At 71.9% G+C, this 25,053-nt stretch carries 27 protein-coding genes and 1 tRNA gene; 14 read left to right on the top strand and 14 right to left on the bottom strand.

All coding sequences use genetic code 11. The annotated features are described in order from the left end of the window. The first annotated feature begins 40 nt into the window (after positions 1-40). From ABZ659_RS10030 to mscL, 4 genes are all read left to right on the top strand, one after another. Positions 41-400, top strand: coding sequence for an FmdB family zinc ribbon protein (locus ABZ659_RS10030; protein WP_360215804.1), 360 nt, complete (start codon positions 41-43; stop codon positions 398-400). A gap of 95 nt (positions 401-495) precedes the next feature. Next, a complete protein-coding gene (locus ABZ659_RS10025) occupies positions 496-1,338 on the top strand; it encodes an S-methyl-5'-thioadenosine phosphorylase (RefSeq protein WP_360215801.1) in 843 nt (280 codons plus the stop codon). Between the two features lie 232 nt (positions 1,339-1,570). Next, positions 1,571-2,218, top strand: coding sequence for a hypothetical protein (locus ABZ659_RS10020; RefSeq protein ID WP_360215798.1), 648 nt, complete (start codon positions 1,571-1,573; stop codon positions 2,216-2,218). A gap of 162 nt (positions 2,219-2,380) precedes the next feature. Next, positions 2,381-2,854: a large conductance mechanosensitive channel protein MscL gene (gene mscL, locus ABZ659_RS10015; RefSeq protein ID WP_360215795.1), complete on the top strand. Its 474-nt coding sequence runs from the start codon at positions 2,381-2,383 to the stop codon at positions 2,852-2,854. An 82-nt stretch (positions 2,855-2,936) separates the two neighbouring features. Here mscL and ABZ659_RS10010 read toward each other — a convergent pair whose 3' ends face one another. Beyond that, positions 2,937-3,119: a hypothetical protein gene (locus tag ABZ659_RS10010; RefSeq protein ID WP_360215792.1), complete on the bottom strand. Its 183-nt coding sequence runs from the start codon at positions 3,117-3,119 to the stop codon at positions 2,937-2,939. An 85-nt stretch (positions 3,120-3,204) separates the two neighbouring features. Between ABZ659_RS10010 and ABZ659_RS10005 the strand changes: the two genes are divergently transcribed. The 3 genes from ABZ659_RS10005 (at position 3,205) to ABZ659_RS09995 (ending at position 6,480) form a co-directional block, all read left to right on the top strand. After that, positions 3,205-4,458: a low temperature requirement protein A gene (locus ABZ659_RS10005; RefSeq protein ID WP_360215789.1), complete on the top strand. Its 1,254-nt coding sequence runs from the start codon at positions 3,205-3,207 to the stop codon at positions 4,456-4,458. Between the two features lie 42 nt (positions 4,459-4,500). Continuing rightward, the gene (locus tag ABZ659_RS10000) at positions 4,501-5,529 is read left to right on the top strand and encodes a P1 family peptidase (protein WP_360215786.1); all 1,029 of its coding nucleotides are present in this window, start codon (positions 4,501-4,503) and stop codon (positions 5,527-5,529) included. Positions 5,530-5,733: 204 nt separating this feature from the next. After that, positions 5,734-6,480: a DUF6227 family protein gene (locus tag ABZ659_RS09995; RefSeq protein WP_360215783.1), complete on the top strand. Its 747-nt coding sequence runs from the start codon at positions 5,734-5,736 to the stop codon at positions 6,478-6,480. Between the two features lie 60 nt (positions 6,481-6,540). Here the strand turns inward: ABZ659_RS09995 and ABZ659_RS09990 are convergent, their stop codons facing one another. The 4 genes from ABZ659_RS09990 to ABZ659_RS09975 all read right to left on the bottom strand — a co-directional run bounded on the left by ABZ659_RS09990 (position 6,541) and on the right by ABZ659_RS09975 (position 12,237). Continuing rightward, a complete protein-coding gene (locus ABZ659_RS09990) occupies positions 6,541-8,571 on the bottom strand; it encodes a fructose-specific PTS transporter subunit EIIC (RefSeq protein ID WP_360215780.1) in 2,031 nt (676 codons plus the stop codon). 223 nt (positions 8,572-8,794) lie between these two features. Beyond that, positions 8,795-9,742, bottom strand: a complete 948-nt coding sequence (gene pfkB, locus ABZ659_RS09985; RefSeq protein WP_360215777.1) for a 1-phosphofructokinase — start codon at positions 9,740-9,742, stop codon at positions 8,795-8,797. Continuing rightward, complete coding sequence (locus ABZ659_RS09980; protein ID WP_360215774.1) at positions 9,739-10,500, bottom strand: DeoR/GlpR family DNA-binding transcription regulator; 762 nt, start codon at positions 10,498-10,500, stop codon at positions 9,739-9,741. The genes pfkB and ABZ659_RS09980 overlap by 4 nt, the downstream gene beginning before the upstream one ends. Before the next feature lie 219 nt (positions 10,501-10,719). Next, complete coding sequence (locus tag ABZ659_RS09975; protein ID WP_360216323.1) at positions 10,720-12,237, bottom strand: MFS transporter; 1,518 nt, start codon at positions 12,235-12,237, stop codon at positions 10,720-10,722. A gap of 80 nt (positions 12,238-12,317) precedes the next feature. On the opposite strand from ABZ659_RS09975, the gene ABZ659_RS09970 reads away from it, so the two are divergent. Continuing rightward, positions 12,318-13,283, top strand: coding sequence for a WYL domain-containing protein (locus tag ABZ659_RS09970; protein ID WP_360215771.1), 966 nt, complete (start codon positions 12,318-12,320; stop codon positions 13,281-13,283). A gap of 38 nt (positions 13,284-13,321) precedes the next feature. On the opposite strand, the gene ABZ659_RS09965 is transcribed toward ABZ659_RS09970, so the two are convergent. The 3 genes from ABZ659_RS09965 to ABZ659_RS09955 form a co-directional block, all read right to left on the bottom strand. Then, positions 13,322-14,029, bottom strand: coding sequence for a TetR family transcriptional regulator (locus ABZ659_RS09965; protein WP_360216320.1), 708 nt, complete (start codon positions 14,027-14,029; stop codon positions 13,322-13,324). A 555-nt stretch (positions 14,030-14,584) separates the two neighbouring features. Beyond that, positions 14,585-15,583 carry a sigma-70 family RNA polymerase sigma factor gene (locus ABZ659_RS09960; protein ID WP_360215768.1) on the bottom strand — a complete coding sequence of 333 codons (999 nt, stop codon included), beginning with the start codon at positions 15,581-15,583 and terminating at the stop codon, positions 14,585-14,587. Between the two features lie 463 nt (positions 15,584-16,046). Next, positions 16,047-16,838: a class III extradiol ring-cleavage dioxygenase gene (locus ABZ659_RS09955; protein ID WP_360215765.1), complete on the bottom strand. Its 792-nt coding sequence runs from the start codon at positions 16,836-16,838 to the stop codon at positions 16,047-16,049. A 148-nt stretch (positions 16,839-16,986) separates the two neighbouring features. On the opposite strand from ABZ659_RS09955, the gene ABZ659_RS09950 reads away from it, so the two are divergent. Then, on the top strand, positions 16,987-17,502 hold the full coding sequence (locus ABZ659_RS09950; protein WP_360215762.1) for a MarR family transcriptional regulator: 516 nt from the start codon (positions 16,987-16,989) through the stop codon (positions 17,500-17,502). Positions 17,503-17,613: 111 nt separating this feature from the next. Here ABZ659_RS09950 and ABZ659_RS09945 read toward each other — a convergent pair whose 3' ends face one another. Continuing rightward, the gene (locus tag ABZ659_RS09945; protein ID WP_360215759.1) at positions 17,614-19,173 is read right to left on the bottom strand and encodes an MFS transporter; all 1,560 of its coding nucleotides are present in this window, start codon (positions 19,171-19,173) and stop codon (positions 17,614-17,616) included. A gap of 244 nt (positions 19,174-19,417) precedes the next feature. Next, positions 19,418-20,065 (bottom strand): helix-turn-helix domain-containing protein, encoded by a 648-nt coding sequence (locus ABZ659_RS09940; protein ID WP_360215756.1) that lies wholly within the window; start codon positions 20,063-20,065, stop codon positions 19,418-19,420. A gap of 321 nt (positions 20,066-20,386) precedes the next feature. Here ABZ659_RS09940 and ABZ659_RS09935 point away from each other — a divergent pair, with 321 nt between their 5' ends. The 5 genes from ABZ659_RS09935 (at position 20,387) to ABZ659_RS09915 (ending at position 22,915) form a co-directional block, all read left to right on the top strand. Then, positions 20,387-21,676, top strand: coding sequence for a M6 family metalloprotease domain-containing protein (locus ABZ659_RS09935; protein ID WP_360215753.1), 1,290 nt, complete (start codon positions 20,387-20,389; stop codon positions 21,674-21,676). Between the two features lie 28 nt (positions 21,677-21,704). Beyond that, positions 21,705-22,430: a helix-turn-helix domain-containing protein gene (locus tag ABZ659_RS09930; RefSeq protein WP_360216317.1), complete on the top strand. Its 726-nt coding sequence runs from the start codon at positions 21,705-21,707 to the stop codon at positions 22,428-22,430. Then, on the top strand, positions 22,388-22,639 hold the full coding sequence (locus ABZ659_RS09925) for an IclR family transcriptional regulator C-terminal domain-containing protein (protein WP_360215750.1): 252 nt from the start codon (positions 22,388-22,390) through the stop codon (positions 22,637-22,639). The genes ABZ659_RS09930 and ABZ659_RS09925 overlap by 43 nt, the downstream gene beginning before the upstream one ends. 7 nt (positions 22,640-22,646) lie before the next feature. Next, complete coding sequence (locus ABZ659_RS09920) at positions 22,647-22,817, top strand: hypothetical protein (protein WP_360216315.1); 171 nt, start codon at positions 22,647-22,649, stop codon at positions 22,815-22,817. A 22-nt stretch (positions 22,818-22,839) separates the two neighbouring features. Continuing rightward, positions 22,840-22,915: transfer RNA gene (locus ABZ659_RS09915), tRNA-Arg, on the top strand. Positions 22,916-23,290: 375 nt separating this feature from the next. Here the strand turns inward: ABZ659_RS09915 and ABZ659_RS09910 are convergent. The 4 genes from ABZ659_RS09910 to ABZ659_RS09895 all read right to left on the bottom strand — a co-directional run bounded on the left by ABZ659_RS09910 (position 23,291) and on the right by ABZ659_RS09895 (position 24,956). Then, positions 23,291-23,758, bottom strand: a complete 468-nt coding sequence (locus tag ABZ659_RS09910; protein WP_360216312.1) for a type II toxin-antitoxin system VapC family toxin — start codon at positions 23,756-23,758, stop codon at positions 23,291-23,293. Further along, positions 23,748-24,017, bottom strand: a complete 270-nt coding sequence (locus ABZ659_RS09905) for a prevent-host-death protein (RefSeq protein WP_360215747.1) — start codon at positions 24,015-24,017, stop codon at positions 23,748-23,750. The genes ABZ659_RS09910 and ABZ659_RS09905 overlap by 11 nt, the downstream gene beginning before the upstream one ends. 301 nt (positions 24,018-24,318) lie before the next feature. Further along, on the bottom strand, positions 24,319-24,642 hold the full coding sequence (locus tag ABZ659_RS09900) for a helix-turn-helix transcriptional regulator (protein WP_360215744.1): 324 nt from the start codon (positions 24,640-24,642) through the stop codon (positions 24,319-24,321). Then, entirely contained in the window at positions 24,642-24,956 is a 315-nt protein-coding gene (locus ABZ659_RS09895) for a type II toxin-antitoxin system RelE/ParE family toxin (protein ID WP_360216309.1), read from the bottom strand. The genes ABZ659_RS09900 and ABZ659_RS09895 overlap by 1 nt, the downstream gene beginning before the upstream one ends. Positions 24,957-25,053: the final 97 nt, after the last annotated feature.

The following is a 25,053-nucleotide window of genomic DNA, read 5'->3' as shown; positions in this document are numbered from 1 at the left end:
TCGTTAGCACTCATCGAGTGAGAGTGCCAGGAGGAAGACAGTGCCGACCTACCAGTACCAGTGCACCGAGTGCGGCGAGGGCCTTGAGGCGGTGCAGAAGTTCACCGACGACGCCCTGACCGAGTGCCCCAACTGCGGTGGCCGCCTCAAGAAGGTGTTCTCCGCGGTCGGCATCGTGTTCAAGGGCTCCGGCTTCTACCGCAACGACAGCCGCGGCTCCTCGTCGAGCAGCTCGCCCGCCGCGTCGAAGTCGTCGTCGGGGTCGGGTTCGGATTCGTCCGGGTCCGGTTCGTCGTCCGCGTCCACTTCGTCCGCGTCCACTTCGTCCGCGTCCACTTCGTCGTCGTCCTCCGACGCGAAGCCGTCGAGCAGCGGTACGTCCACCAGCTCGGCCGCGTAGCACGCTCCCGCCAGTTCTTACGGGACCCTGTCGTCGTACGGCGGCAGGGTCCTCGACGTACCTGGGGGCCGTCCGGGACGGCTAGGGTCAGGGGCATGGCGAACAAGGTGAACGCCGAGATCGGCGTGATCGGAGGCTCCGGCTTCTACTCGTTCCTCGACGACGTGACCGAGATACAGGTGGACACGCCGTACGGGGCGCCCAGCGACTCCCTCTTCCTCGGCGAGGTCGCCGGGCGCCGGGTCGCCTTCCTGCCCCGGCACGGACGGGGCCACCATCTGCCGCCGCACCGGATCAACTACCGCGCCAACCTGTGGGCGCTGCGGTCGGTCGGCGTGCGCCAGGTCCTCGGGCCGTGCGCGGTGGGCGGGCTGCGGCCGGAGTTCGGGCCGGGCACGCTGCTCGTGCCGGACCAGTTGGTCGACCGTACGAAGTCCCGGGCGGCCACGTACTTCGACGGCCTCCCGCTGCCCGACGGCCGGATCCCGAACGTGGTGCACGTGTCCCTGGCGGACCCGTACTGCCCCACCGGTCGCGCCGCCGCGCTGAAGGCGGCCCGCGGGCGGGACTGGGAGCCGGTGGACGGCGGCACGCTGGTCGTGGTCGAGGGGCCGCGGTTCTCCACCCGCGCCGAGTCCCTGTGGCACCGGGCGCAGGGCTGGTCCGTGGTCGGCATGACCGGGCATCCGGAGGCGGCCCTCGCCCGTGAACTGGAGCTCTGCTACACGTCCATGACCCTGGTCACCGACCTCGACGCGGGTGCCGAGACCGGCGAGGGCGTCTCCCACGACGAGGTGCTGCGGGTGTTCGCGGCCAACGTGGACCGGCTGCGCGGGGTGCTGTTCGACGCGGTGGCGGCGCTGCCCGCGAGCGGGGAGCGGGACTGTCCGTGTGTGGGGGCGCTGGGTGGGATGGACGCGGGGTTCGAGTTGCCGTAGGTGCCGTGGGCGCCGTAGGCGCGGCTGGGGACGGCGGGGAGGGCCGTGAGGGCGGGGGCGGGGGCGGACGGGGAGAGTGTGGGCGGGGGCGGGCGGGGGCGGAAGTCCTCGTTCGGGTGGGCGAGTTGTCCACAACCCGTGAGTAGCGCACGGGCTTCGGCGGGCGGCGGCGTGAGGCGTCATCGTGGACGGGCAAGCCGATTCGTTCGCGTCGTCCCAGGTGGTGGCTCCCATGTCCGTGTCCGGTACTCCGGCCTTCCCGGCGTCCTCTTCCCTCCCGTCTCCTCTCTCGCCGTCTTCTCTCTCACCGCCCTTTCCCGTTCCTCCGTCAGGCACGGACGTGCCTGACGGCTGCGAGGTGCCGCACTTCGCCCCCGTGCGGGTGCGCGGCGGGCGGGAGGGACTGCGCCGGTTGCTGCGGCACCGGCGGCGGGCCGTGGCGGCCGGGCTGGCCGTCACCGCCGTCGCGCTGGTGGCGGCCGGGCCACGGGCACCGTCGGAACCGCGGCGGGACGGGCAGGCCCGCGGGCATCCGGTGCAGCCGGTGCGTCCGGTGGCGGAGCACGGATCGGCGCGGGCGGCGGGTGAGCAGCGCCGGGCCCGGCGTGTGACCGCGCCGGTGCGGATCGCCGACGCGGCGACGGTCCGGCTGCTGCGGCCGGGCGACCGGGTCGACGTCATCGCCGCGGAGGACACGGCGACGGGCGGAGAGGCCAGGGTGGTCGCGCGCGGGGCCTTGGTGGAGAAGGTGCCGGGCGGGTCGTCGGCCGACCCGGCCACCGTCGAGGGCGCTCTGCTGCTGCTCTCGGTGCCGCGGGCCGACGCGGCCGAGCTGGCGGGCGCGAGCGCGACGGCACGGCTGGCGGTGACGTTGTGGTGAGTCGCGCCCTACACCGTGTGCCCGCGCCGCGCGCCGACTTCGCACCACGTCCCTTCTCCAAGCGACCCGGCTGCACAGCTCCGCGGGGCGCTGCCGTAGGTTGCGGAGCGTTTTGTTCCGCGATTTGTTCCGCGCAGGGTGCGCGTGAGGAGAGGCTCCGAAGTGAGCGAGAAGCAGGGACCGAGCGTCTGGCAGGGCTTCAAGACCTTCCTGATGCGCGGGAACGTCATCGACCTGGCCGTGGCGGTGGTCATCGGCGCCGCCTTCACCAACATCGTCAACTCGGTGGTGAAGGGGGTCATCAACCCACTGGTCGGGGCGATCGGCACGCAGAACCTGGACCACTACCGGTCCTGTCTGAAGGGCCCGTGCGACGTGGCGGAGGACGGCACCGTCACCGGCGTGACGATCCTCTGGGGCTCCGTCCTCGGGGCGACGCTCACCTTCGTGATCACGGCGGCGGTCGTCTACTTCATCATGGTCCTGCCGATGTCGAAGTACCTGGCCCGGCAGGAGGCCCGCCACAAGGCGCGCGAGGGCGCCCAGGAGGTCATCGAGGTGACCGAACTGGAGGTCCTCAAGGAGATCCGCGACGCGCTGCTCGCCCAGCGCAGCTCGGGACACGACCAGCGGTAGCGGGGTTCCGGCAGAGGTCGGCAGGGGCGTTCCGACGGAGGTCGGCGGCGGGGGCCTGCCAGGGGTCGGCAGCGGGGCCCCGTCAGAGGTGGTGCGGCGGCTTCTCGTCGAGGAAGCGCTTCAGGTCGTCCGCGCCGCCGCCGGTGCCGCCCGGCCGCTCGCCCCAGCCCCGGTCCGTGTCGTCCGAGGACTGCTGGTCCAACGGATCGTCGAAGATCAGCGCGGCCTTCGGCTCGCGCGGCTCGGGGGCGGATGCGGTGGTCATGCCTCCAGGGTACGGCCCCGCGCCCGCGCCCCGGCGTACGCACGTTCCCAAGATTTTCCGGCAGGGATCTGCTGCACTTGGTCCCATGATGTCCAGTTCGACACCGCCCGTCGGCTCGGCCGGGTCCGGCGGCGCGCGGCACCCGCAGGCACCGCTGCGGCGGCTCACCGCCCGCGCCCGGGACGAGGCTCACCGCACCGCCACCCCGCTGGAGCTGTTCTTCGACCTCTGCTTCGTCGTGGCCGTCGCACAGTCGGGCGCCCAGCTGGTGCACGCCCTCGCGGAGCACCAGGTGGGCGAGGGCATCCTGAACTACGCGATGGTGTTCTTCGCCATCTGGTGGGCCTGGATGAACTTCACCTGGTTCGCCTCGGCGTACGACAACGACGACGTGCTGTACCGGCTCGTCACCCTGGTGCAGATGGCGGGAGTGCTGGTGCTCGCCGCCGGGGTGGCGCGGGCCTTCGACGACCATGACTTCCTGCTCGTCTGGCTCGGCTACGCGATCATGCGGGTGGCGATGGCCACCCAGTGGCTGCGGGCGGCGAGAACGGCCCACGGCGCCGAGCGGGCCGTCGCCCTGCGGTACGCGGTCGGGGTGCTGCTCTGCCAGGTCGGCTGGCTGGGGCTGGTGGTGCTGCCGGAGCCCGCCCGGCTGTGGCTGTTCTGGGTGATGGTGGTCGCCGAGCTGAGCGTGCCGGTGCTCGCGGAGCGCAGCCGGTCCACGACCTGGCACCCCCGGCACATCGCCGAGCGGTACGGACTGTTCACGATCATCGTGCTCGGCGAGACGATCCTCGCGGCCACGGTCGCCGTGCAGTCCGCCGACGAGGAACACGAGGCGCTGGGCGAGCTGCTGCCGGTCGCCGCGGGCGGGCTGCTGATCGTGTTCTCCGCCTGGTGGGTCTACTTCGCGGTGCCGATCCACGGCCATCTGCGGTCCAACAGACAGGCGTTCCTGTGGGGTTACGGCCACTACCTGATCTTCGCCTCGGCGGCGGCGATCGGCGCGGGCCTGGAGGTGGCGGTCGAGCAGGCGGTCGGCGCGGCGCACATCTCGACGCTGGCCGCCGCGGCGGCGGTGACCCTGCCGACGGCGCTGTTCCTGCTGTCCGTGTGGGCCCTGCACGCGCGGTACTTCAAGGTGGGCATCACCGAGCAGCTCCTGCTGCCGACCACGGCGCTCCTGGTGATCTGCTGCGCCTTCCTCGGCGACTGGGCGGTCCTGGCGGCGGGCGTGGTGTCGGCGCTGTCGGTACTGACCGGCGTGCTGCTGGCGGCGCGCACGGACCGGGGGCGGACCGTGCGGACGCGCCGGGAGGAGGGCGTGGCGGGGTGACCGGGGTCCCTGGCTGGCGCCCGTGACAGCAGACTGGTCCGCATGACAGCAGACGCATTGACGGATGTGACCGGGCTGCGGGTGGGGCACGCGACCCGGATCGGGGAGGGCTGGCTCACCGGGACCACGGTGGTGCTCGCCCCGGAGGGCGGGGCGGTCGCCGCGGTGGACGTGCGCGGGGGTGGTCCCGGCACCAAGGAGACCGACGCCCTGGACCCCCGGAACCTGGTGCGGAAGGTCGAGGCGGTGGTGCTGACCGGGGGCAGCGCCTACGGGCTGGACGCGGCGTCCGGGGTGATGGGCTGGCTGGAGGAACGGGGGCGGGGGGTGCGGGTCGGGCCGGATCCTGCGCACGTGGTGCCGGTGGTGCCCGCGGCGTGCGTCTTCGACCTGGGACGCGGTGGCGACTTCCGGGCCAGACCCGACGCGGCGCTGGGCCGGGCCGCGGTCGAAGCGGCGGCGGCGAGCGGGGACGGCGCGGCGGTGGCGGAGGGCTGTGTCGGCGCCGGGACGGGAGCGGTGGTCGGCGCGGTGAAGGGCGGCATCGGCACCGCGAGCACCGTGCTCGGCTCGGGGATCACGGTGGCGGCACTGGTGGTGGCGAACGCGGCGGGTGAGGCGCTGGACCCGCGGACGGGGGTTTTGTACGGGGAGCTGTTCCAGGGCCGGGTGGAGTATCCGGCGGCACGGGTGCACGAGGCGGCGCGGCGGCGCTTGGCGGAGGTCGCGGCGGAGAACGCGCCGCCGCCGCTCAACACCACCCTGGCGGTCGTCGCCACCGACGCGGCCCTCTCCAAGGCGCAGGCGCAGAAGGTGGCCGGTACCGCCCACGACGGCATCGCCCGGGCCGTGCGCCCGGTGCACCTGCTCAACGACGGCGACACGGTCTTCGCCCTGGCGACCGGCGACCGCCCGCTCGACGCCGACAGTCCGCTGGCCCTGAACGACCTGCTCGCCGCCGCGGCGGACACCGTGACGCGGGCGATCGTCCGGGCGGTGCGGGCGGCCGGGCCGGTGGCGGGGCCCGGAGGCGCGTGGCCGTCGTACGGGGAGTTGTACGGGACGCCGTAGACCAGCGGGAAGACCGGCGGAGGGGGTCGGGTGGGGAGAGGTCGGTGGGGGCGATGGTTTGACGGATCGTCGGGGATGCGGGAACTTTTTGCGCGGGGTGGCCGTTTTCCCTGCGTACGTTTTCTCGGTTCCCGGACATGATGTCCGATCGAGGGGCTACGGTATGCACCCACAAGGTGACATGCAGCAACGCCAGGAGAAACCTTGAGCGTTCCGTACGAGACGGCAGCGTACGAACCATCCGAGTCGCCCGAGTCTCCGGAGGAGCATCTCGCGCGACTGCTCGGGCGTGCACTGAACTCCTTCGAGCTGCCCGACGAGACGATAAGGCGGCTCGACAGCGCGCTGGCCCACGACAGTTCGCTGCACTCCGCGCACCACGGCGCGGGGCTGCACCGGGAGACGTACCGGCACACGTGGCTGCTGGCCGACGGTTCGGCGCTCACCCTCTGGGAGCTGGTCCACAACACCGCCCCGGACAACTGCTTACAGCGCGAGGTGTACCTCGACGAGGAGGAGCTGCGCGTGGCCACCGCCCGGCTGCCGATGCCTCCGGACGCCCCGGACTTCGAACTGCCGGTGCTGGTGCAGTTGTCGCCGGTCCCCGAGCCCCGGCACGCGTACGTGCCGGACGACTCGGCGGACCACGCGCGTCGGCTGCTGCGCCGCGCGGAGAACCCCGACCGGCCCGGTGCGGAGACGGCGGCGCTGCTGGCCACCGCGTTCGCGCACCAGATCACCCAGGCGTTCGGGCGCCCGTGCCGGGCGGGCCGGGTCGGTATGTGCTTCTCGCTCTACGAGCACGCGTTCCTGCTCCGCGACGGTCAGGAGATCTCCCTGTGGGAGGTCGAGCACACGGCCACCCCGGACGGTCGGCACATGTGCGAGGTGTACCCGACGGAGGACGCGGCGCGGGACGCCATGGAGCGCCGGGCGGCACAGGTCTCCTGACCCGCACCGCCCGGCGTCACCGACCGCCCCGGCGTTCCCGCCCGGCGTTGTCGTCCCGCGTTACGCCGTCACCGCCTGCTTCGCGCCCGCTGACGCGCCCGTGCCCGCCGGGTCGGCCGCCGCCTCGGACGGCTCGGCGCCCGGTACCGGCTTGCGCATCCCCTTCAGCAGGATCACCAGGCCCGCCGTCACCGTCGTACCGGCGGCGATGGCCAGCAGGTACAGGAACGGGCTGCCGATCAGGAAGGTGACCCAGACGCCGCCGTGCGGGGCGCGCAGGGTGGAGCCGAAGGCCATGGTCATAGCGCCGGTGACCGCGCCGCCCGCCATCGAGGCGGGGATGACCCGCAGCGGGTCGGCGGCGGCGAAGGGGATGGCACCCTCGGAGATGAAGGAGGCGCCGAGGACCCAGGCGGCCTTGCCGTTCTCGCGTTCGGCCGTGGTGAACAGCTTCTTGCGGACCACGGTCGCGAGGGCCATGCCCAGCGGGGGCACCATGCCCGCCGCCATCACCGCGGCCATGATCTTCATCGCGGAGTCGCTGGGCGCGGCGACGGAGATCCCGGCGGTGGCGAAGGTGTAGGCGACCTTGTTGACGGGACCGCCGAGGTCGAAGCACATCATCAGGCCGAGCAGGACGCCGAGGAGGACGGCGTTGGTGCCGGAGAGGCCGTTCAGCCAGTCGGTCAGGGCGCTCTGCGCCTCGGAGATCGGCCTGCCGATCACCACGAACATCAGGAACCCGACGACGATCGTGGAGACCAGCGGGATCACCACCACCGGCATGATCCCGCGCAGCACCGGCGGTATGTCGATCCGCTGGATGGCGAGGACGACCCCACCGGCGATCAGACCGGCGACCAGGCCGCCGAGGAACCCGGCGCCGATCGTCAGCGAGATCGCGCCGCCGACGAAGCCGGGTACGAGGCCGGGCCGGTCGGCCATGCCGTAGGCGATGTACCCGGCGAGGACGGGCACGAGGAAGCCGAACGCGGCGGCGCCGATCTGGAAGAGCAGCGCGCCCCAGCTGTCGACCTGCCCCCAGTCGAAGTGCTCGGTGACGGACTCGGCCTCGTTGATCTGGTAGCCGCCGATGGCGAACCCGAGGGCGATGAGCAGACCGCCCGCGGCGACGAACGGCACCATGTAACTCACGCCGGACATCAGCCACTTGCGCAGCCTGGTGCCGTACCCCTCGCCGGGCTCACCGGCGCGGTCGACGGGGCTGGCCCCGGGCCGGGCGGCGGCCGTGACCTCACCGCGGGCCGCCTTCTGGCGCACCTCGGCGATCAGTTCAGCGGGCCGGTTGATGCCCGCCTTCACCCCGACGTCGACGGTGGGCTTCCCGGCGAAGCGGTCCTTCTCGCGTACGGCGACGTCGTGGGCGAAGATCACGCCGTCGGCCGCCGCGATGACCGCCGGGTCGAGCCGGGCGAACCCGGCCGAGCCCTGGGTCTCGACGACGATCTCCACGCCCTCGGTGTCCCGGCCCGCGTTCTCCAACGCCTCGGCGGCCATGTAGGTGTGCGCGATACCGGTGGGGCAGGAGGTGACGGCGACGATCCGGAAGGGACCGTCCGGCGTCGGGTGTTCCGTGGCGGCGTCGGCGGAGGCCGCCACCGGCGCCGCCACGGAGTCCGCGGGGGCCCCGGAGTCTCCCCTGATCAGCGCCGCCGCGTCCGCCGTGTCGGAGACCGACCGCAGCGCGCCCGTGAACCCGGCGTCCATCAGCTTGCGGGCCAGCGACGACAGGATCGTCAGGTGGGCGTCGTCGGCTCCCGCGGGCGCGGCGATCAGGAAGACCAGGTCGGCGGGGCCGTCCGCCGCGCCGAAGTCGATCCCGGCCGTACTGCGCCCGAAGGCCAGCGTCGGCTCGGTGACATGCTCGCTCCGGCAGTGCGGGATGCCGATGCCGCCGTCCAGGCCGGTCGGCAACTGCGCCTCGCGGGCCGCCACGTCGGCGAGGAAGCCGTCGAGGTCGGTGACTCGGCCGAGTGCGGCCATGCGCTCGGCGAGGGCGCGCGCCGCCGCTTCCTTGGTGTCGGCGGACAGGTCGAGATCGACCAGGTCCGCAGTGATCATGTCACTCATCGCGGGCTCCTTAGCACGCGTGTCGCCCGGTGTGGGGTGGGGAGGTGGGCGAGGGTGGGGACGGGGGTGCGGTGGGGGGTCGTGGGGCTGCTGCCGGTCCGGGCCGGGAGGATGACCTGGACCGTGGGAGGGAGGGCCTGGACCGTGGGGAGGTGGTGGGCGGCGTCGGGTAAGGCCGGGCGACCGTACGACCACCACGCGCGCCGGGATGCCGTACGCCCGCTCACGGCACCGGCTCCGTGAGTTCCCGGTCCACCGGTACCGCCGACGTCACCGTCACCGCCGCCGGGTCCAGGTCCCGGGGCGTCGGCATGACGCTGCCCGGCAGCTGTACGGCGGCGGCGCCGTGCGCGATGGCGGAGGCGAGGGCGTCGGGCCCGCTGCCGCCCGCGATCAGGAACCCGGCGAGCGAGGCGTCACCGGCGCCGACGTTGCTGCGTACGGCGTCGACCTGGGCGCTGCCGTACCAGACGCCCGCGGCGTCGACGAGGAGTTGCCCGTCGGCGCCCAGGCTCGCGAGGACGGCGCACGCGCCCCGTTCGCGCAACTCCTCGGCCGCCTTCACCGCGTCGCCCACGGTGGCCAGCGACCGTCCGACCGCCTCGGCGAGTTCCTCGGCGTTGGGCTTGACGACGTCGGGGCGTTCTCGCAGCGCCGCCAGCAGGGCGGGCCCGGAGGTGTCCAGGGCGATGCGGGTGCCCGCCGCGTGGGCACGGGCGACCAGGTCGGCGTACCAGGAGGGGGCGAGACCGCGGGGCAGGCTGCCGCAGCAGGCGATCCAGTCGGCGTCGCGGGACTGCCGCCGTACCGTCTCCAGGAGCAGTTCCTGTTCGGCCGCCGACAGTTCGGGGCCGGGTGCGTTGATCTTCGTCAGGACGCCGTCCGCCTCCGCGAGCGCGATGTTGGAGCGGGTCGCCCCGGCCACCGGCACCGGCGCCACCTCGATGCCCTGCGCGTCCAGCAGCTCCGCGACGAGCGCGCCCGGCGCGCCCCCCAGGGGCAGAACGGCGACCGTGCGCCGCCCGGCGGCGGCGACGGCCCGGGAGACGTTGACGCCCTTGCCGCCGGGGTCCATGCGCTCGCCGGTGGCGCGGATGACGTCGCCGCGCTCCAGGGAGGGGACCTCGTAGGTGCGGTCGAGGGACGGGTTGGGGGTGACGGTGACGATCATGCGCGTACTACTTCCGTGCCGCCGCGCTCGATGACGGCGGCGTCCTCAGGGCTCAGCCCGCTGTCGGTGACCAGCAGGTCCACGTCGGTCAGCGCGCCGAAGCGGGCGAAGTGCTCCTGGCCGTGCTTGGCGGAGTCGGCCAGCAGCACGACCCGGCGGGCCGCCGCCATCGCCGCCCGCTTCACCGCGGCCTCGGCCAGGTCGGGCGTGGTCAGCCCGTGCTCGGCGGAGAAGCCGTTGGCGGCCACGAAGAGCACGTCGGCGCGGATCTCGCCGTACGCCCGCAGCGCCCAGGCGTCCACGGCGGCGCGCGTACGGTGCCGGACGCGCCCCCCGACGAGATGGAGCTGGATGCCGGGGTGGTCCGCGAGCCGGGCGGCGATCGGCAGGCTGTGGGTGACGACGGTGAGGTCCGCCTCCAGCGGGACGGCGGCGGCGAGGCGGGCCACCGTCGTACCGGCGTCGAGGATGAGCGTGCCCTCGGTCGGCAGTTCGGCGACGGCCGCCTTGGCGATGCGGTCCTTCTCGTCGGTGGAGGTGGACTCGCGCTCGGCGAGGTCCGGTTCGAAGTCGAGCCGCCCGACGGGGATGGCGCCGCCGTGCACCCGCCGGACCAGTCCGGCCCGGTCGAGGGCCTTCAGGTCCCGGCGGATCGTCTCCGCGGTGACCTGGAACTCCTCGGCCAGCGAGACGACGTCCACTCTGCCGCCGTCCCGGGCGAGCCGGAGGATCTCCTGCTGCCGCTCCGGTGCGTACATGCCCGTTCGCCTCCGCTTCCGCCTGACGTTCTGCCCGAACGTGTGGTTTCAGTCGGGAGGCTACGCCCGGATTTCCGGAAAGTAAACACACTCGGACCTCAAGCAGACATGAACGGGCTCAGCACCCGGCCGTACCGCGCCATGCCGGCGGGGCCCGGCATCCCCCGACGCCGGGCCCCGCCCTCACCGGGAACCGTCTCCTCGGCTCCCGGCCGGTGGTCAGCCCACCAGCTCGGGCTCCATCGCCGCCGCCGGAGCCTCGGTCGCCCCCTCCACGTGCTGCGCGGGCCGCTTCGGCAGCGCGAACATCAGCAGGAAGATCACGGCCATCACCGCCGCGACCCAGCCGACCGCGTACTGGAAGGCGTCCACGAACTCCGCGCCGACCCGCGCCGGGGCCACGTCCTCGTCGATCACCCCGAAGAACACGACCGACACCAGCCCGAGCCCGAGCGCGTTGCCCATCTGCTGCACGGTGTTGATCAGCCCGGACGCCGAACCGGCGTGCTCGTGCGGCACCTCGGACAGGATCGCGTCCGTCAGCGGGGCGAAGATCAGGCCCATGCCCACACCCATGACGACCAGTGGCAGCATCATCTGCCAGGAGGAGATGCCGAGGCCGTACCGCTCGGACTCCCACAGGTAGATCAGCAGCCCGGCGCCCAGCACCAGCGCGCCCGCCTGGAGCACCCCCCGCCCGAACCGCGGCACCAGCTTCTGCACCGACATCCCCGCCGCCACGGACACCGCCACCGAGAACGGCACCCCGGTCAGCCCCGCCCGCAGCGGCGACCAGCCCAGGCCGATCTGCATGTAGAGCGTCCACACCAGGAAGAAGACGCCGAGCCCGATCCCGAAGACGGTCTGCACGGCGATGCCCGCCGCGAAGCTCTTGACCCGGAACAGCGACAGCTCGATCAGCGGCGAACCGTCCCGCGCGCTCTTGCGCCGCTCGTACGCCACCAGCGCCCCGAACACCACCAGCGCGCCGCCCATCGACACGTACCCCCACACCGGCCAGCCCAGCTCATGGCCGCGGGTCAGCGGGTACAGCAGCATCAGCAGACCCAGCGTCACCAGCGCCACGCCCACCAGGTCGAGGCGGAGAGCCCGCGGTGCCTTGGACTCGGTGATGAAGCGGCGGCCGAGGACCAGCCCGGCGATCCCGACCGGCAGGTTGATGAGGAAGATCGGCCGCCATTCGAGCCCGAACAGGTTCCACTGCGTCAGCAGCGCGCCGAGCAGCGGCCCGGACACCGCCCCGAGCCCCACGATCGCGCCGAACAGCCCGAACACCTTGCCCCGCTCGTGCGCCGGGAAGGTGGCGTGCACGATCGCCAGCACCTGCGGCACCATCATCGCCGCCATGCCGCCCTGGAGGATGCGGGAGGCGACCAGCATCTCCGGGTTGGCGGCGAACCCGCACAGCGCGGAGGCAAGCGTGAAGCCGCCGATACCGATCAGGAACAGCCGCTTGCGGCCGTGGATGTCACCCAACCGACCACCGGTGATCAGACCCGCGGCGAAGGCGAGCGCGTAACCGGCGGTTATCCACTGGATCTGGCTGAAGGACGCGCCCGCGTCCCGCTGGATGGAGGGGATCGCGACATTGACGATCGTGACGTCGACGAGGTCCATGAAGGCCGCCGTCATGATGATCGCAAGAGCGAGCCAACGGCGCCGGTCGCCGGTGTTCGAGCCCGTGGCGGGCTCCGGGGTGGGCCCCGTGAGGGGCATCGTCTCGGTGGAGGTCATACCGAGAAGGTAGGACCCCGGTAGGACAGATCACGTCCTACTTCTGCGGCATCCTCGAAGACATGACGACGGACACCCCGGCACGCCTCCTCCACCTGCTGTCCCTCCTCCAGACACCCCGCGAGTGGCCCGGCGGCGAACTGGCCGACCGGCTCGGGGTCTCCCGGCGCACGGTCCGCCGGGACGTCGACCGGCTCCGCGAACTCGGCTACCCCGTGCAGGCGACCATGGGCGCCGACGGCGGCTACCGGCTCGTCGCGGGCAAGGCGCTGCCCCCGCTCGTCCTCGACGACGAGGAGGCCGTCGCCATCGCGGTCGGCCTGCGCGCCGGGGCCGGGCACGCGGTCGAGGGCGTGGACGAGGCGTCCGTCCGCGCCCTGGCCAAACTGGAGCAGGTGCTGCCCTCCCGGCTCCGCCACCGCGTCTCCACCCTCCAGTCCGCGACCACCCCGCTGACCAGCGGAGACGGCCCGAGCATCGCCCCCGAGACGCTGACCGTGATGGCGTCCACGGTGGCCGGGCACGAACGGCTGCGGTTCGCCTACCGCGCCAAGGACGGCACCGAGTCCCGGCGCCTGACCGAGCCCTACCGGCTGGTGTCGACGGGGCGGCGCTGGTACCTCGTCGCCTTCGACCTCGACCGCGACGACTGGCGCACCTTCCGTGTCGACCGCGTGAGCAGTCCCTTCGCCACCGGCGCCCGGTTCACCCCACGCGAACTGCCCACCGGCAGCGCGGCGGAGTACCTGCGCCAGTCGATACGGCACCACGGCCAGACCTACGACTTCAGCGTCACCCTCGCCGCCCCCGCCGAGGCCGTCGCGGCGCGCGTCCCCGCCTGGCTCGGCGCGCCCGAGCCCCTCGGCCCCGACAGCTGCCGCCTGCGGGCCACGACCGGCGACCCGGTGGAGTGGCTGGCGGTCCGGCTGGCCATGCTGAACTGCGACTTCACGGTCCACGAGCCGGAGCGACTGGTGACGTGCGTACGGGAGCTGGGCGGGCGGTTGAGCCGCGCGGGGGGTGGGTGAGTCCCACCGAGGACGGGTCAGGCCAACGGAGGGGGAGCCTACGCCCCTGACCCGCCCCCGCGCGGCCCCGGCCAGGGAAACCCCCGCAGTGCCGCCAGGTTCCGCAGCGCCGCCTCCACCGGCCCTCCAGGACCCTCGAACGGCTCGTCACCGTGGGCCCAGGACTCCACCGCCACCCGCACGGCCGCGCTGGCGACGGCGGCGGCGAACCGCAGGCCGGGAAAGACCGGAGCGGCAGGAGCCACGGCAGCGGGAGCAGGGGCAGAGGCAGGCGCAGGGGCAGAGGCAGGGGCAGGCGCAGAAACAGGCGCAGAAACAGGAGCGTCACCACCTGCCTCCTCCGTCCCCGCCAGCCGCCCCCGCAGGACCCCCGCCAGCATCCCCTCCGTCTCCTGGCACACCTCCGCCCACACCTTGCGGACCGCCGGACTGGTGCTGGCGAGGCGGATCAGGGTGCGCGCCCACTCCCAGGACGCGGCGGAGACGCCGACACCGGGCGTGAGGGTGTGGCGTACGGCGTGTTCGAGCGCCGCCGGGACGGACAGCTCGGCGGGAGCGGCCCGCACCGCGTCGGTCCAGCGCTGGGCGCCCGCCGCGTAGAGCGGGGCGACCGCCTCCTCCTTGGTGGCGAAGTAGCGGTAGAAGGTGCGCGGGGCGACCCCGGCCGCCTGGGCGATGTCCTCGGCGCGGGTGCCCCGCAGTCCGTGGGTGACGAAGAGCCGGGCCGCCGCGCGGGCGATCTCCATCCGTGTCGCGGCCTTACGCCGCTCGGTCAGGGAGAGGGAAGCGGAGGATCCGGGCGGAAACGACGAGGCGGTGGTGCTACTCACGTCGGCAGGCTATGCCGCTGTGGCACAATCTGCCATCCGGAGCGGGCCACCCCGGTGTTCAGGTACGGGGTGCCCCGCTTCCCGGCGCGCCCCGAAACGCCCACGGAGCCCACCTCGGCCGCGTGCAGACACAAAAGGGCCGGGCTCCGACGCCCGGGGGAAGGCGCCGAAGCCCGGCGGGGAGAGTCCCGGCGCTGGGGGGGTGTGCGACGGGACTTGGTCTTGGTGTCGATCGCGGTCTCCGGATCAGCGGGGCAGGCCCGCAGCGAACCGGCTCGAACTCACGTACCCGGAAGTCTTGTTCCCTCTTCGAGCCGGTTGAAGCGGCGTTCCACGGCCATGTTCGCGCGGGCTTTCGCCACCCGGCGTACGCGGCCACCCCCGGTCGTACGCCACCGGCGGTCACGCCACCGTACGCGCCCTGGGAGCACGAGTCACCTCGCGCCACTCCGGTCGTCGTCCGGGGCGGTCTCACGCCGCCGCGTCGAAGCCGGTCTGGCGGGCCAGCTTCTTCAGCTCGATCAGCGCGTGCTTCTCGATCTGGCGGATGCGCTCACGGGTCAGGCCGTGCTCCTTGCCGACCTCGGTCAGGGTGCGCTCGCGGCCGTCCTCGATGCCGTAGCGCATCTTGATGATCGAGGCCGTGCGCTGGTCGAGGCGGCCGATCAGGTCGTCCAGCTCCTCGCTGCGCAGCAGCGTGAGCACCGACTGCTCCGGCGACACGGCGGAGGTGTCCTCCAGGAGGTCACCGAACTGCGTCTCGCCCTCGTCGTCGACCGACATGTTCAGGGAGACCGGGTCGCGGGCCCAGTCGAGCACGTCGATGACGCGCTCCGGCGTGGAGCCCAGCTCGGCCGCGATCTCCGTGGGCTCCGGCTCCCGGCCGTGCTCACGGTTGAACTCGCGCTGCACGCGCCGGATCCGGCCCAGCTCCTCCACCAGGTGGACGGGGAGCCGGATGGTGCGTGACTGGTCGGCTATGGAACGGGTGATGGCCTGGCGGATCCACCACGTGGCGTAGGTGGAGAACTTGAAGCCCTTGCGGTAGTCGAACTTCTCGACGGCGCGCACCAGGCCCGCGTTGCCCTCCTGGATCAGATCGAGCAGCGGCAGGCCACTGCGCGGGTAGCGACGGGCGACGGCGACGACCAGACGGAGGTTGGAGCGTATGAAGACCTCCTTGGCCCGCTCCCCCTCGGCGACCAGGGCTTCCAGCTCCTCGCGGCTGGCGTCGGACTTCGACTCCTCGCACCCGTCGAGGACCTGCTGGGCGAACACCCCCGCCTCGATCGTCTGGGACAGCTCGACTTCCTTGGCGGCGTCGAGCAGCGGAGTCCGCGCGATCTCGTCGAGGTACATGCCGACCAGATCGCGGTCGGCGATCTCGCCGCCATGGCCGCGAACACTGCTTGCCGCGCCGGAGGTCTCGCCACTGGCGGACGTACGACGGGCGACGGCACGGGTTGCCATGCGTGCTCCCTTGCGATGGTGAGGTCAGCGGGTGTTCCTGTGGACACCTGGGGCTCTCGGCACTGTCTCCGGGTGCCCGGCATCTGATGGAAACAACGACTGGAATCAGGACAGAATTCCCAACCCACCCCTCGGATTTTCTGATCATGCAGTACCCTGTCGGGCCACACCGGGCGCCCAAGGGTGACCGGTGACCGCCGTAACGGGCAGAGGCCCAGCTCAGACCCCGGATCAGGAGCGATCCGAGGGCTCCGGTGAGCCCGCCCGGCTCTCCGAGCGTGAGATGGCCATCACACTCGGTACCGCGATCTTCACCCCCGAGGAGCACCGCCGTTGGCGCCCCTCACCCCTGTAGACGAACAGCGCCGCGCGAAAGTTGCCGCGCGGCCCCGCGCCCCACCGGTCACCCGGCACACCCGGGGGGACACCCAGGAAACCCGGGACACGCCTCCCGCCCGCCCCGTCACCCGAACTGCACCGACCGCTTGGCCAGCCCCATCCAGAACCCGTCGATCACCGACTCCTGTTCCCCGAGGTCCCCGGCAGCCTCCGCCGCGCCCATGGTCACGAAGAGCGGGGCGAAGTGCTCGGTGCGCGGGTGGGCGAGCCGTCCGGCGGGCGACTTGCGCCCGAAGTCGAGCAGGGCGTCGACGTCCCGCGCCTCCAGCGCCCGGCGCCCCCAGTCGTCGAACTCGGCCGACCAGCGCGGCACTCCCCCACCGGTGTGCCGCAGGGCGGCGAGGTTGTGGGTGAAGAACCCGGAGCCGACGATCAGTACGCCCTCGTCGCGCAGCGGCGCCAGCCTGCGGCCGATCTCCATCAGCCGCACCGGGTCCAGGGTCGGCATCGAGACCTGGAGGACCGGGATGCCGGCGTCCGGGAACATCTCGACGAGCGGGACGTAGGCGCCGTGGTCGAGCCCGCGGTCGGGGATGTCCTGCACGGGCGTACCCGGGGCGCGCAGCAGCTTCCGTACGGACTCGGCCAGTCCGGGCGCGCCGGGGGCGTCGTAGCGCACCCGGTAGTAGTGCTCGGGGAAGCCCCAGAAGTCGTGGACGAGGGGGACGGGTTCGGTGGCGCCGATGGCGAGCGGGGCCTCCTCCCAGTGCGCGGAGACCATCAGGACGGCGGTGGGCCGCGGCAGCCCGGCGGCCCAGGCGGCGAGCTGACCGGGCCAGACCGGGTCGTCCGCGAGGGGCGGGGCGCCGTGGCTGAGGTAGAGGGCGGGCATACGCTCGACGGCGGCGGCAGCCATGACGGCGGCTCCTTGCGTGATCGCTCAGCGGGCTGGTCGCTCCAGATCTGCTTCGCGAGAATTCGCTTCAAATCTCAAGCACTCAGGACACGCTCACCATACGTCTCACTTGTTTAACTTTCAAGAAGACCGCTCGTACAGTGGACCCATGAACACGCCCCCCACTTCCCCGGGCCCCGACGCCCCCGCGTGGCTCACGACCGAGGAGCAGCGCGTCTGGCGCTCGTACCTGAACGCCGCGACCCTCCTGGAGGACCACCTCGACCGCCAGCTCCAGCGCGACGCCGGTATGCCCCACGTCTACTACGGGCTGCTCGTCCAGCTCGCCGAGGCACCGGGGCGCCAGCTGCGCATGACGGAGCTGGCGAGGCGGGCGAAGATCACCCGCTCCCGGCTCTCGCACGCCGTCGCCCGGCTGGAGAAGAGCGGCTGGGTCCGCCGCGAGGACTGCCCCTCGGACAAGCGCGGCCAGCTCGCCGTACTGACGGAACAGGGCTACGACGAGCTGCGGCGCACCGCGCCGGGCCACGTGGCCGCCGTACGGCAGGCGCTCTTCGACCGGCTCTCCCCGGAACAGCAGAAGTCCCTCGGCGAGATCATGGAGATCGTCGCCGAGGGACTCCAGCCCCGGGAAGCGGGAGCGGACCTGCCCTGGCTGCGCTGAGCGGCTGGCTCGGCGCGGTCCGGAGCAGGCCCGCTGGGGACCGTACGGACGGGGCGTCCCCTTCCCCGCCGTCGTACGGGTGGTGCGAACGAACCCGAAGGGGAGGCGCGGCTAGTGCACGACCACCGGTACCGCGACCTCGTCCTCGGCACCGACGCCGGACCCGGCCGCGGCGCCCATGTTGGGCTTGCCCGCGTTGACGAGGGTCAGCGCGATCGCCGCGGCGACGACCAGGATGCCGACGGCGAACCAGATGGCGCTGGTGTAGCCCTCCACCTGGGCCTGGAGCTGCACGATCTGCGCCTGGGCGCCGGTTGCGGAGCCGAGGTGGTCCTGGACGTACGCGGTCGTCGCGGACGCGGCGATCGTGTTCAGCAGGGCCGTGCCGATCGCGCCGCCGACCTGCTGCGAGGTGTTGACCATCGCGGAGGCGACACCGGCGTCCCGGGGCTCGACCCCCTGGGTGGCCAGCGACATCGCGGGCATGAACGCCGTACCCATGCCGAGGCCGAGCAGCAGCATCGCGGGCAGCAGCAGGGCGGCGTAGGAGGAGTCGATCTTCATCTGGGTCAGCAGCAACATGCCGAGGGCGGCGACCAGGAAGCCCGGACCCATCAGCAGGCGCGGCGCGACCCGGGTCATCAGCCGGGTGCCGATCTGGGTGGACCCGGTGATCATGCCCACGATCATCGGCAGGAACGCGAAGCCGGTCTTGACCGGCGAGTAGCCCTTGACGATCTGGAGGTAGTAGGTGAGGAACAGGAAGAGACCGAACATGGCGATGATCGCCAGGCCCAGCGAGAGGTAGATCCCGCCGCGGTTGCGCTCGGTGACCACGCGCAGCGGCAGCAGCGGCGCCTTGACGCGGGCCTCGACCGTGACGAACGCGGTGAGCAGCACGGCCGACGCGACGAACATGCCGATGGTCACCGCGTCGCTCCAGCCGTCCGACTCGGCGCGCGTGAAGCCGTAGACCAGCGAGACCAGGCCGAGGGTGGACAGGACCACGCCGGGGATGTCGAGCGGGGAGCGGTTGCGACCGCCACTCGGCTCCCGGACGACCAGGTAGGCACCGGCCGCGGCGACCACGGCGAACGGGATGTTGACAAAGAACGTCCAGCGCCAGTTCAGGTACTCGGTGAGGAAGCCGCCGAGGATCAGACCGACGGCGCCACCGCCACCGGCGATCGCACCGTAGATGCCGAACGCCTTGGCGCGCTCCTTGGCGTCGGTGAACATCACGGCGAGCAGCGACAGCGCGGCGGGCGCGAGCAGCGCGCCGAACACGCCCTGCAGGGCACGCGAGCCGAACATCATCGCGCCGTTGGTGGCGGCACCGCCGAGCGCGGAGGCCGCGGCGAAGCCGACCAGACCGAGGACGAACGTGCGCTTACGGCCCCACAGGTCGGCGATCCGGCCGCCGAACAGCAGCAGACCACCGAAGGCGAGCGCGTAGGCCGTGACGACCCACTGCCGGTTGCCGTCGGATATGCCCAGGTCCTGCTGGGCGGAGGGCAGCGCGATGTTCACGATGGTCGCGTCGAGGACGACCATCAGCTGGGCGAGTGCGATGAAGACCAGCGCCTTCCAGCGCCCGGGCTCCGGGGCCGGGGCGGCGGAGACGCCGGGGATTCCGGAAGCACCAGGGGCGCTTCGGACTGTTTCAGACATGGGGGTACCCACTTCGGGACTTCGTGACGGAAAAGTCGGTGCTTGTGTGCGTGCGTACAGAAGGGACGTGGAGACGTGGAGACGTGGAGACGTGGATCGAGTGGTCGCTAGAGGAAGTTCGTTGAAGGGAGTTCGTTGAAGGGAGTTCGTTAGGTAGTTCGTCAGAGGGAGTCGAAGGTGAGGACTGCCGGGCGGGCGGGAACTCATCGCCTCCCGGCGCTCGGCGTTCGGCGTTCGGTCGGACTCAGGACTTCCGCAGGTCCTCCAAGGTCACGGAGGTCCCCGGCAGGTCCTCGGAGCGGGCCGGGGCCCGCAGACCGTCCAGGAACAGCTGGAGATGGCGGTGGACGTAACGGTCCACGCTGAGGCATTCGAGCCCGGCCGGGGGGCGGCTGAGCTGGGCGATGACGATCATCAGATCGCCGACGCCCACGTCGACGCGGAGCTGACCGGCCTCCTTGGCACGGTCCATGACCTCCACGACGAGCCGCTCGACCCGGAGCCGGGCCGATTCGAGGTCGGGGTGGTGCTGGTCGAAGGTGCTGGAGATCATCGGGCACAGCGCGCTGATGCGCTCCCTGGCGGCGGTGTGCACGAAGCGCTCCAGCGCGGAGAACGCGTCACCGCCCTCGGCGATCGCCTCCTCGGCCGCCCGCGCCGTACGGTCCATCACCGAACAGACGACTTCGCGTACGAGGGCGTCACGGTCGGGGAAGTTCCGGTAAACCGTCGCGTTCCCGACACCGGCGCGGCGGGCGATCTCGTCGAGCGGCACGTCAGAGCCGTGCTCGACGAACATCTCGCGGGCGGCGGTGACGATCCGCTCCCGGTTCCGCAGAGCGTCGGCACGCGGCCGGGTCGTCCTGCGTCGCACGGGGGGCGCGGTCTGCACGGGATGCTCCTTCGAAAGGTCGGTTGCTGCTGTCCGGCGATCCGGGGAGGGACTCCCCGTTTCGACCCGGACGCATGGTTAAACGGGGATCGGGTCCCCGGTTATTTCCCGCCGGGAGATCAATTCCCGTGACCTGAATCACAGGTCGCTAGCGCGCGGCTCGCGTCCGGCTGGAGGCCCACTCGCCCCCGCACCGAGCTGGAGCCACCCCCGGATCCCACGATCGGTCTCCCCCAACGGGCGCCCGTGCCCGCCTCGGCACAGGGTGATCAGGAGGGTGCAGCCGGAGACCGGTGGCTGCCTGGAGCGGAAGGTGCCCGTATGCAGCCGCTGCCGCGCAGCCGTCGGATACGGGCCCGCCGCGCGGGCGCGCTCACGGCCGTCGCAGCCCTCACCCTCGCGGTCAGCACCTCGGCGGGCACCGGACACCTGGTGCCGGGCGACCCGACGGCGGCCGGTCCCCGCCCGATGTCCGCGGCCCACTCCGCCCTGCTGGGGCCCTGCATGATCGACGGTGGTCTGGAGGTGCAGATGTCGGAGGGCGTCCCGACGCCCACCGGCTACACCCGCTCCACCGGCACCGTACGCGCCCTGACCCTGATGATCGACTTCTCGGACGCCCCCGGGAAGGGCAGCGCGCGGGCCCGCTTCCGAGAGTTCTTCCCCCAGACCCGCCGGTGGTTCCACACCAGCTCCTACGGCCGCCTGGACTACCGCCCCGAGACCCCGGTCCGCGGCTGGCTGCGGATGCCGAAACCGTTCAGGGCGTACGGCATAGAGCGCGGCGCCCCCTTCGACCCCGGCTACCGGAAGCTGGTCGAGGACATCGTGGCCGCCGCCGACCCCAAGGTGGACTTCCGGGCGTACGACCTCCTGAACGTCCTGGTCACCCCCAACGCGGGCCCGCCCGCGCTGGACACGGTCCTCTCCGTCACCTTCGCGGGCAACGCGGAGGCACCGACGGCGGACGGCGTCCCCGTCGCCAACGCCTCCTTCGTCTACTCCCGCCAGGACGACGGCTCCGGCTCCTACGCCAGGACCGGCTACCGCGTCCTGCCGCACGAGAACGGCCACGTCTTCGGCCTGCCCGACCTCTACACCCAGGAGGGCGGGGGCGCGGTCGGCCACTGGGACATCATGAGCGAGGACTGGGGCGCCAACAACGACCTGCTCGGCTGGCACAAGTGGAAACTCGGCTGGCTGGACGCCCACCAGGTCGCCTGCGCGTCCCTCCCCGGCACGACGGAGCACCTCCTGACGCCGCTGTCCCGCGCGGGCGGCCCCAAACTGGTCTTCATACCGGTCGACGACAGCACCGGGTACGCGCTGGAGCTGCGTACCCGCGGCGGCAACGACGAGGCGGTGTGCCGTCCCGGCGTCCTGGTCTACCGGGTCGACGCGAAGGTGGACACCGGCCGCGGCCCGGTCACGGTGCACGACTCGCGCCGCGACAGCGGGGGCTGCACCCGCGCCCCCAACGTCCACGCGGAACTCTCCGACGCCGCGTTCACCCCCGGCGAGACGTTCAAGGACCGACGGCACGGCATCCGCGTGGAGGTGGCGACGGCGGACGCGTCGGGGAACCACGTGGTGCGGGTGACGAGGCGGTAAGGGGGGCTGGGGTAGGAGGAGAGGAGGGCTGAAGCCACGGCCCGGGACGGGTCACGGCGCCCCCCCGGCTGGGCATTACGGTTGGCCCTGCCGCGACCGCCGTACGGAGATCCGATGCCCGCGCACACCACGACGCAGGAGCCCGAGGCCCCTGAGCCTGCCCAGGCCGCAGAGGCCGCGGAGGCCGGACGAGACCCAGAGGCCGGAGAGGCCGGGGACGGGCCGGACAGGTTGCACAGGCCGCGGAGGCCGGCAGGCCACAGAGGCCCCGGAGGCCGGACCAGCCGCAGAGGTTGCAGAAGCCGGCCGGGCCGCACAGGCCCCGCAGGCCGGGCGGGCCACGGAGGCTGGCCACGCCCCGCAGTCCGGATACGCCCCGCAGTCCGGACAGGCCCCGCGCGCCCGGAAGCCCGTCGTCCCGGCGGAGGCCGTCACACCGCTGATCCGCGGGATCGCCGTTCTGCAACGCCTCACCGAGGCCGACGGCACCCTCACCCCCAGCGAGCTGGAACGCGCCACGGGCCTCGCCCGCTCCACGGTGGACCGCATCGCCACGACCCTGACCCGCATGCGCTACGTCCGCCAGGACGGTCGCGACGTGACGCTGGCCCCCCGTCTGATGGACTGGGCAATGCCTATCTGGCCGCCCTCCGCCTGCCCACCCTGCTCGGCGCCCGCGCCGACGCCCTCGCCGACGAACTGGACGAGTCGGTGTCGCTGGCGGTCGGCGACCGCGACGGCATCCGCTTCATGAGCGTCAACATCACCATCGGCACCCGCCTACCGGCGTACGCCACGTCCATGGGCCGCGTCCTCCTCTCGGACACCCCCGACCAGACACCCTGGGAAACGGGCCCCCTCCCCCCGCTGACCCCCCACACGATCACCGACGTGACCGCCCTGAAGCAGACCCGCGCCCAGACCCCGGGCCCAGGGGTACGCCCTCGTCGACCAGGAACGTGAGGAGGGCCTGCGTTCCATCGCCGTACCCCTCCGCGACCGCACCGGCCGAGCGATCGCCGCGATCAACGTCGCCACCCACGCGGCCCGCCGCACGGTCACCGAGTGCCTGGAAGACGTCCTCCCCCCCTCGCCGCCACCCTGCCCCCCACACCCCGCCCCCCATCCGCTAACCTTGTGACGCCGCCCGCTTAGGCGGCACCGCCTTCGTAGCTCAGGGGATAGAGCACCGCTCTCCTAAAGCGGGTGTCGCAGGTTCGAATCCTGCCGGGGGCACCAGGGAAGCCGCCCCGGACCTATCGTGGTCCGGGGCCTTGGCAGCTCGAATCCCGAGCGGCGCGCGGGGTGAAGATGACGTGGGCGTCACCTTCCTCCATGGCCACGATCAGCGAGCCGTCCAGTGCCTTGGCCAGGCGCCGCAGCAGGGGGTGTGGTCAGCACGGTGGCGCCGCCCTCCATCCGCGACACCTGGAGCTGCGTTAACCCGGCCCGCTCGTGCCCATTCAGCCTGGGACAGGCCGAGTTCGGTGCGGAGGGGAGAGACCGCCCGCCTGAGATCGCTGGTCAGCCGCGCGTCGACATGCTTCTGGTCGTACTCCACCGCCTCACCCGCAAGCTGCCGGACCCGGCGCGTTTTCCACGTGCTGTGACTCATCAGCTCTCGTGGGGCACCGTGGGACGGGTGACCGGTACGACGGTGAGGAGGTCGTCAAGCCCTTTGAAGTCGTCGGGGTTGGTGGTGAAGAGGGGAAGGTCCTCGGCCACGGCGATGGCAGCGATCATCAGGTCGGCTACCCGACGGCGTGGCTTGCGGCCAGCGCTGATCACCGCCGCGCAGATACGGCCGTAGATACGTGCCGCTTCGGCATCGAAGGGGATGGGGTCGAACTCGTTTTCGGCACGTTGCAGGACATCGAGCCTGCGGGCACGTTCGGCGTGTTCGTCGTAGCCGCTCTGCTCGTCGTTGCGACGGACCTCGTGCGGACCGGCGGACAACTCGGCCAGGGTGATGGCGGTGATCGCCATTTCGTCCGGCAGCTCCTCGGGGGCCACCCACCGGCGAAGAATCATGATGTTGGTGTCGAGGAGCCCCTGCTCGTACGTCGCACGGTCAGCGGGCATAGGGATCATCCAGGTAGGTGTCGGCCGTGGCGTCCTGGTCGGTGCGGAACGCGTCGAGGGCGATGTCGGGTGCGGTCCTGGACATCGCGGCGAACTCCCGACGGGAGACGAACCGACGGCGTCGCCGCAAGGGGACGAGCTGACCGATCGGCTGTCCGTCACGGGTGACGGTGAATGACTGACCGCCCTGTATAGCGTCCATGATCTCTCGGGACCGACTACGCAGATCCCGCTGGGTGATTTCGGGCTGAACGCTCATACCGACCACGGTAGCACCCGGTGCTACACCGTGGCACCACTGCCAGCCCGCCGGAACGCATTCAGCACACATGCAGCCGGGAAACCATGTGAACACGCAAGAACTACGAAGGGGTGTTTTCCCAGGCCAGGCACCACACAGTCGACGTTTCCGCAGGTCAAGGCCTCACCCAGGGAAAACTCCTAAAACGGGTGTCGCAGGTTCGAATCCTGCCGGGGGCACAAAAGAAGGGCGCCTGCGAACTCCGTAGGCGCCCTTCGGGTTATATGACCGACGGACCGACGGCCTGCCTGCCAGCGGCTCAGGCGGCGTGCGGGGTGAAGGTGACATGCGAGTCGCCTTCGTCGATGGTCAGGTTCAGCGTGCCCTCCAGGGCCTTGGCCAAGCGCCGCAGCAGCGGGAGAGTCGGCACGGTGTCGCCGCCCTCCATCCGGGAGACTTGGGGCTGAGTCATCCCAGCCCGCTCTGCCAGCTCCGCCTGGGACAGGCCGAGCTCGATCCGACGGTCATAAACCGCCTGCCCGAGATCGCCGGCCAGCCGCGCGTCGACGTACTCCTGGTCGTACTCCACCGTCTCACCCGCGAGCTGCCGGCTCCGGCGCGTCCTCCATGTGCTGTGATTCATCAGCTCTCCTTGCGCCGCTCGTAGGTGTGCTGGGCATGGCCATGTTCAGCCTCGCAGACCTTCTGGGCCTGGTGCGCACGCTCAACTTCCGCCGCTTCACGCATCCTCGTCTTGCGGAAAACCGTCAGCAGCACGATCCGTTGGCCCGGCGCGAGCCAGTACGGGATGCGCACCGCTTCGCCGTCCAACTCGAAGCGCAGCTCACGCAGCTTGCCACCCAGGTGGCGCGAGTACGGCTCGCCGAGGGTCGTCGGCTCGTCCAGCAGTCGGTCCGTCTTGTCCTCGACCCGCCGGTAGAGGCGGAACGGAAGCAACTTGAAGCTTCCCCTTGATCGTGGACACCTGGAGACTGGGACCTTGAGGTTCCAGAGGAAGTAGCACCAGGTGGGAAGTAAGTACACGAAGCGGTAC

Origin of the sequence: Streptomyces sp. NPDC006997, assembly GCF_040635175.1 — a bacterium.
Classification (GTDB): domain Bacteria; phylum Actinomycetota; class Actinomycetes; order Streptomycetales; family Streptomycetaceae; genus Streptomyces.
The sequence above is the reverse complement of the archived record's forward strand: the minus strand, read 5'-3'. Positions and strand labels throughout refer to the sequence as shown.

Excerpts from the sequence above, each read along its gene's own strand:
- ABZ659_RS09900 (WP_360215744.1), bottom strand. The coding sequence starts at position 24,642 with ATGAATCACAGCACATGGAGGACGCGCCGGAGCCGGCAGCTCGCGGGT.
- ABZ659_RS10005 (WP_360215789.1), top strand. The coding sequence starts at position 3,205 with ATGATGTCCAGTTCGACACCGCCCGTCGGCTCGGCCGGGTCCGGCGGC.
- ABZ659_RS09955 (WP_360215765.1), bottom strand. The coding sequence starts at position 16,838 with ATGGCTGCCGCCGCCGTCGAGCGTATGCCCGCCCTCTACCTCAGCCAC.
- ABZ659_RS10000 (WP_360215786.1), top strand. The coding sequence starts at position 4,501 with ATGACAGCAGACGCATTGACGGATGTGACCGGGCTGCGGGTGGGGCAC.
- ABZ659_RS09965 (WP_360216320.1), bottom strand. The coding sequence starts at position 14,029 with ATGGAGATCGCCCGCGCGGCGGCCCGGCTCTTCGTCACCCACGGACTG.
- ABZ659_RS09935 (WP_360215753.1), top strand. The coding sequence starts at position 20,387 with ATGCAGCCGCTGCCGCGCAGCCGTCGGATACGGGCCCGCCGCGCGGGC.
- ABZ659_RS09905 (WP_360215747.1), bottom strand. The coding sequence starts at position 24,017 with ATGAGCGTTCAGCCCGAAATCACCCAGCGGGATCTGCGTAGTCGGTCC.
- pfkB (WP_360215777.1), bottom strand. The coding sequence starts at position 9,742 with ATGATCGTCACCGTCACCCCCAACCCGTCCCTCGACCGCACCTACGAG.
- ABZ659_RS09945 (WP_360215759.1), bottom strand. The coding sequence starts at position 19,173 with ATGTCTGAAACAGTCCGAAGCGCCCCTGGTGCTTCCGGAATCCCCGGC.
- ABZ659_RS09960 (WP_360215768.1), bottom strand. The coding sequence starts at position 15,583 with ATGGCAACCCGTGCCGTCGCCCGTCGTACGTCCGCCAGTGGCGAGACC.
- ABZ659_RS10010 (WP_360215792.1), bottom strand. The coding sequence starts at position 3,119 with ATGACCACCGCATCCGCCCCCGAGCCGCGCGAGCCGAAGGCCGCGCTG.
- ABZ659_RS09950 (WP_360215762.1), top strand. The coding sequence starts at position 16,987 with ATGAACACGCCCCCCACTTCCCCGGGCCCCGACGCCCCCGCGTGGCTC.
- ABZ659_RS09970 (WP_360215771.1), top strand. The coding sequence starts at position 12,318 with ATGACGACGGACACCCCGGCACGCCTCCTCCACCTGCTGTCCCTCCTC.
- ABZ659_RS09975 (WP_360216323.1), bottom strand. The coding sequence starts at position 12,237 with ATGCCCCTCACGGGGCCCACCCCGGAGCCCGCCACGGGCTCGAACACC.
- ABZ659_RS09910 (WP_360216312.1), bottom strand. The coding sequence starts at position 23,758 with ATGCCCGCTGACCGTGCGACGTACGAGCAGGGGCTCCTCGACACCAAC.
- ABZ659_RS10025 (WP_360215801.1), top strand. The coding sequence starts at position 496 with ATGGCGAACAAGGTGAACGCCGAGATCGGCGTGATCGGAGGCTCCGGC.
- ABZ659_RS09990 (WP_360215780.1), bottom strand. The coding sequence starts at position 8,571 with ATGAGTGACATGATCACTGCGGACCTGGTCGATCTCGACCTGTCCGCC.
- ABZ659_RS10020 (WP_360215798.1), top strand. The coding sequence starts at position 1,571 with ATGTCCGTGTCCGGTACTCCGGCCTTCCCGGCGTCCTCTTCCCTCCCG.
- ABZ659_RS09980 (WP_360215774.1), bottom strand. The coding sequence starts at position 10,500 with ATGTACGCACCGGAGCGGCAGCAGGAGATCCTCCGGCTCGCCCGGGAC.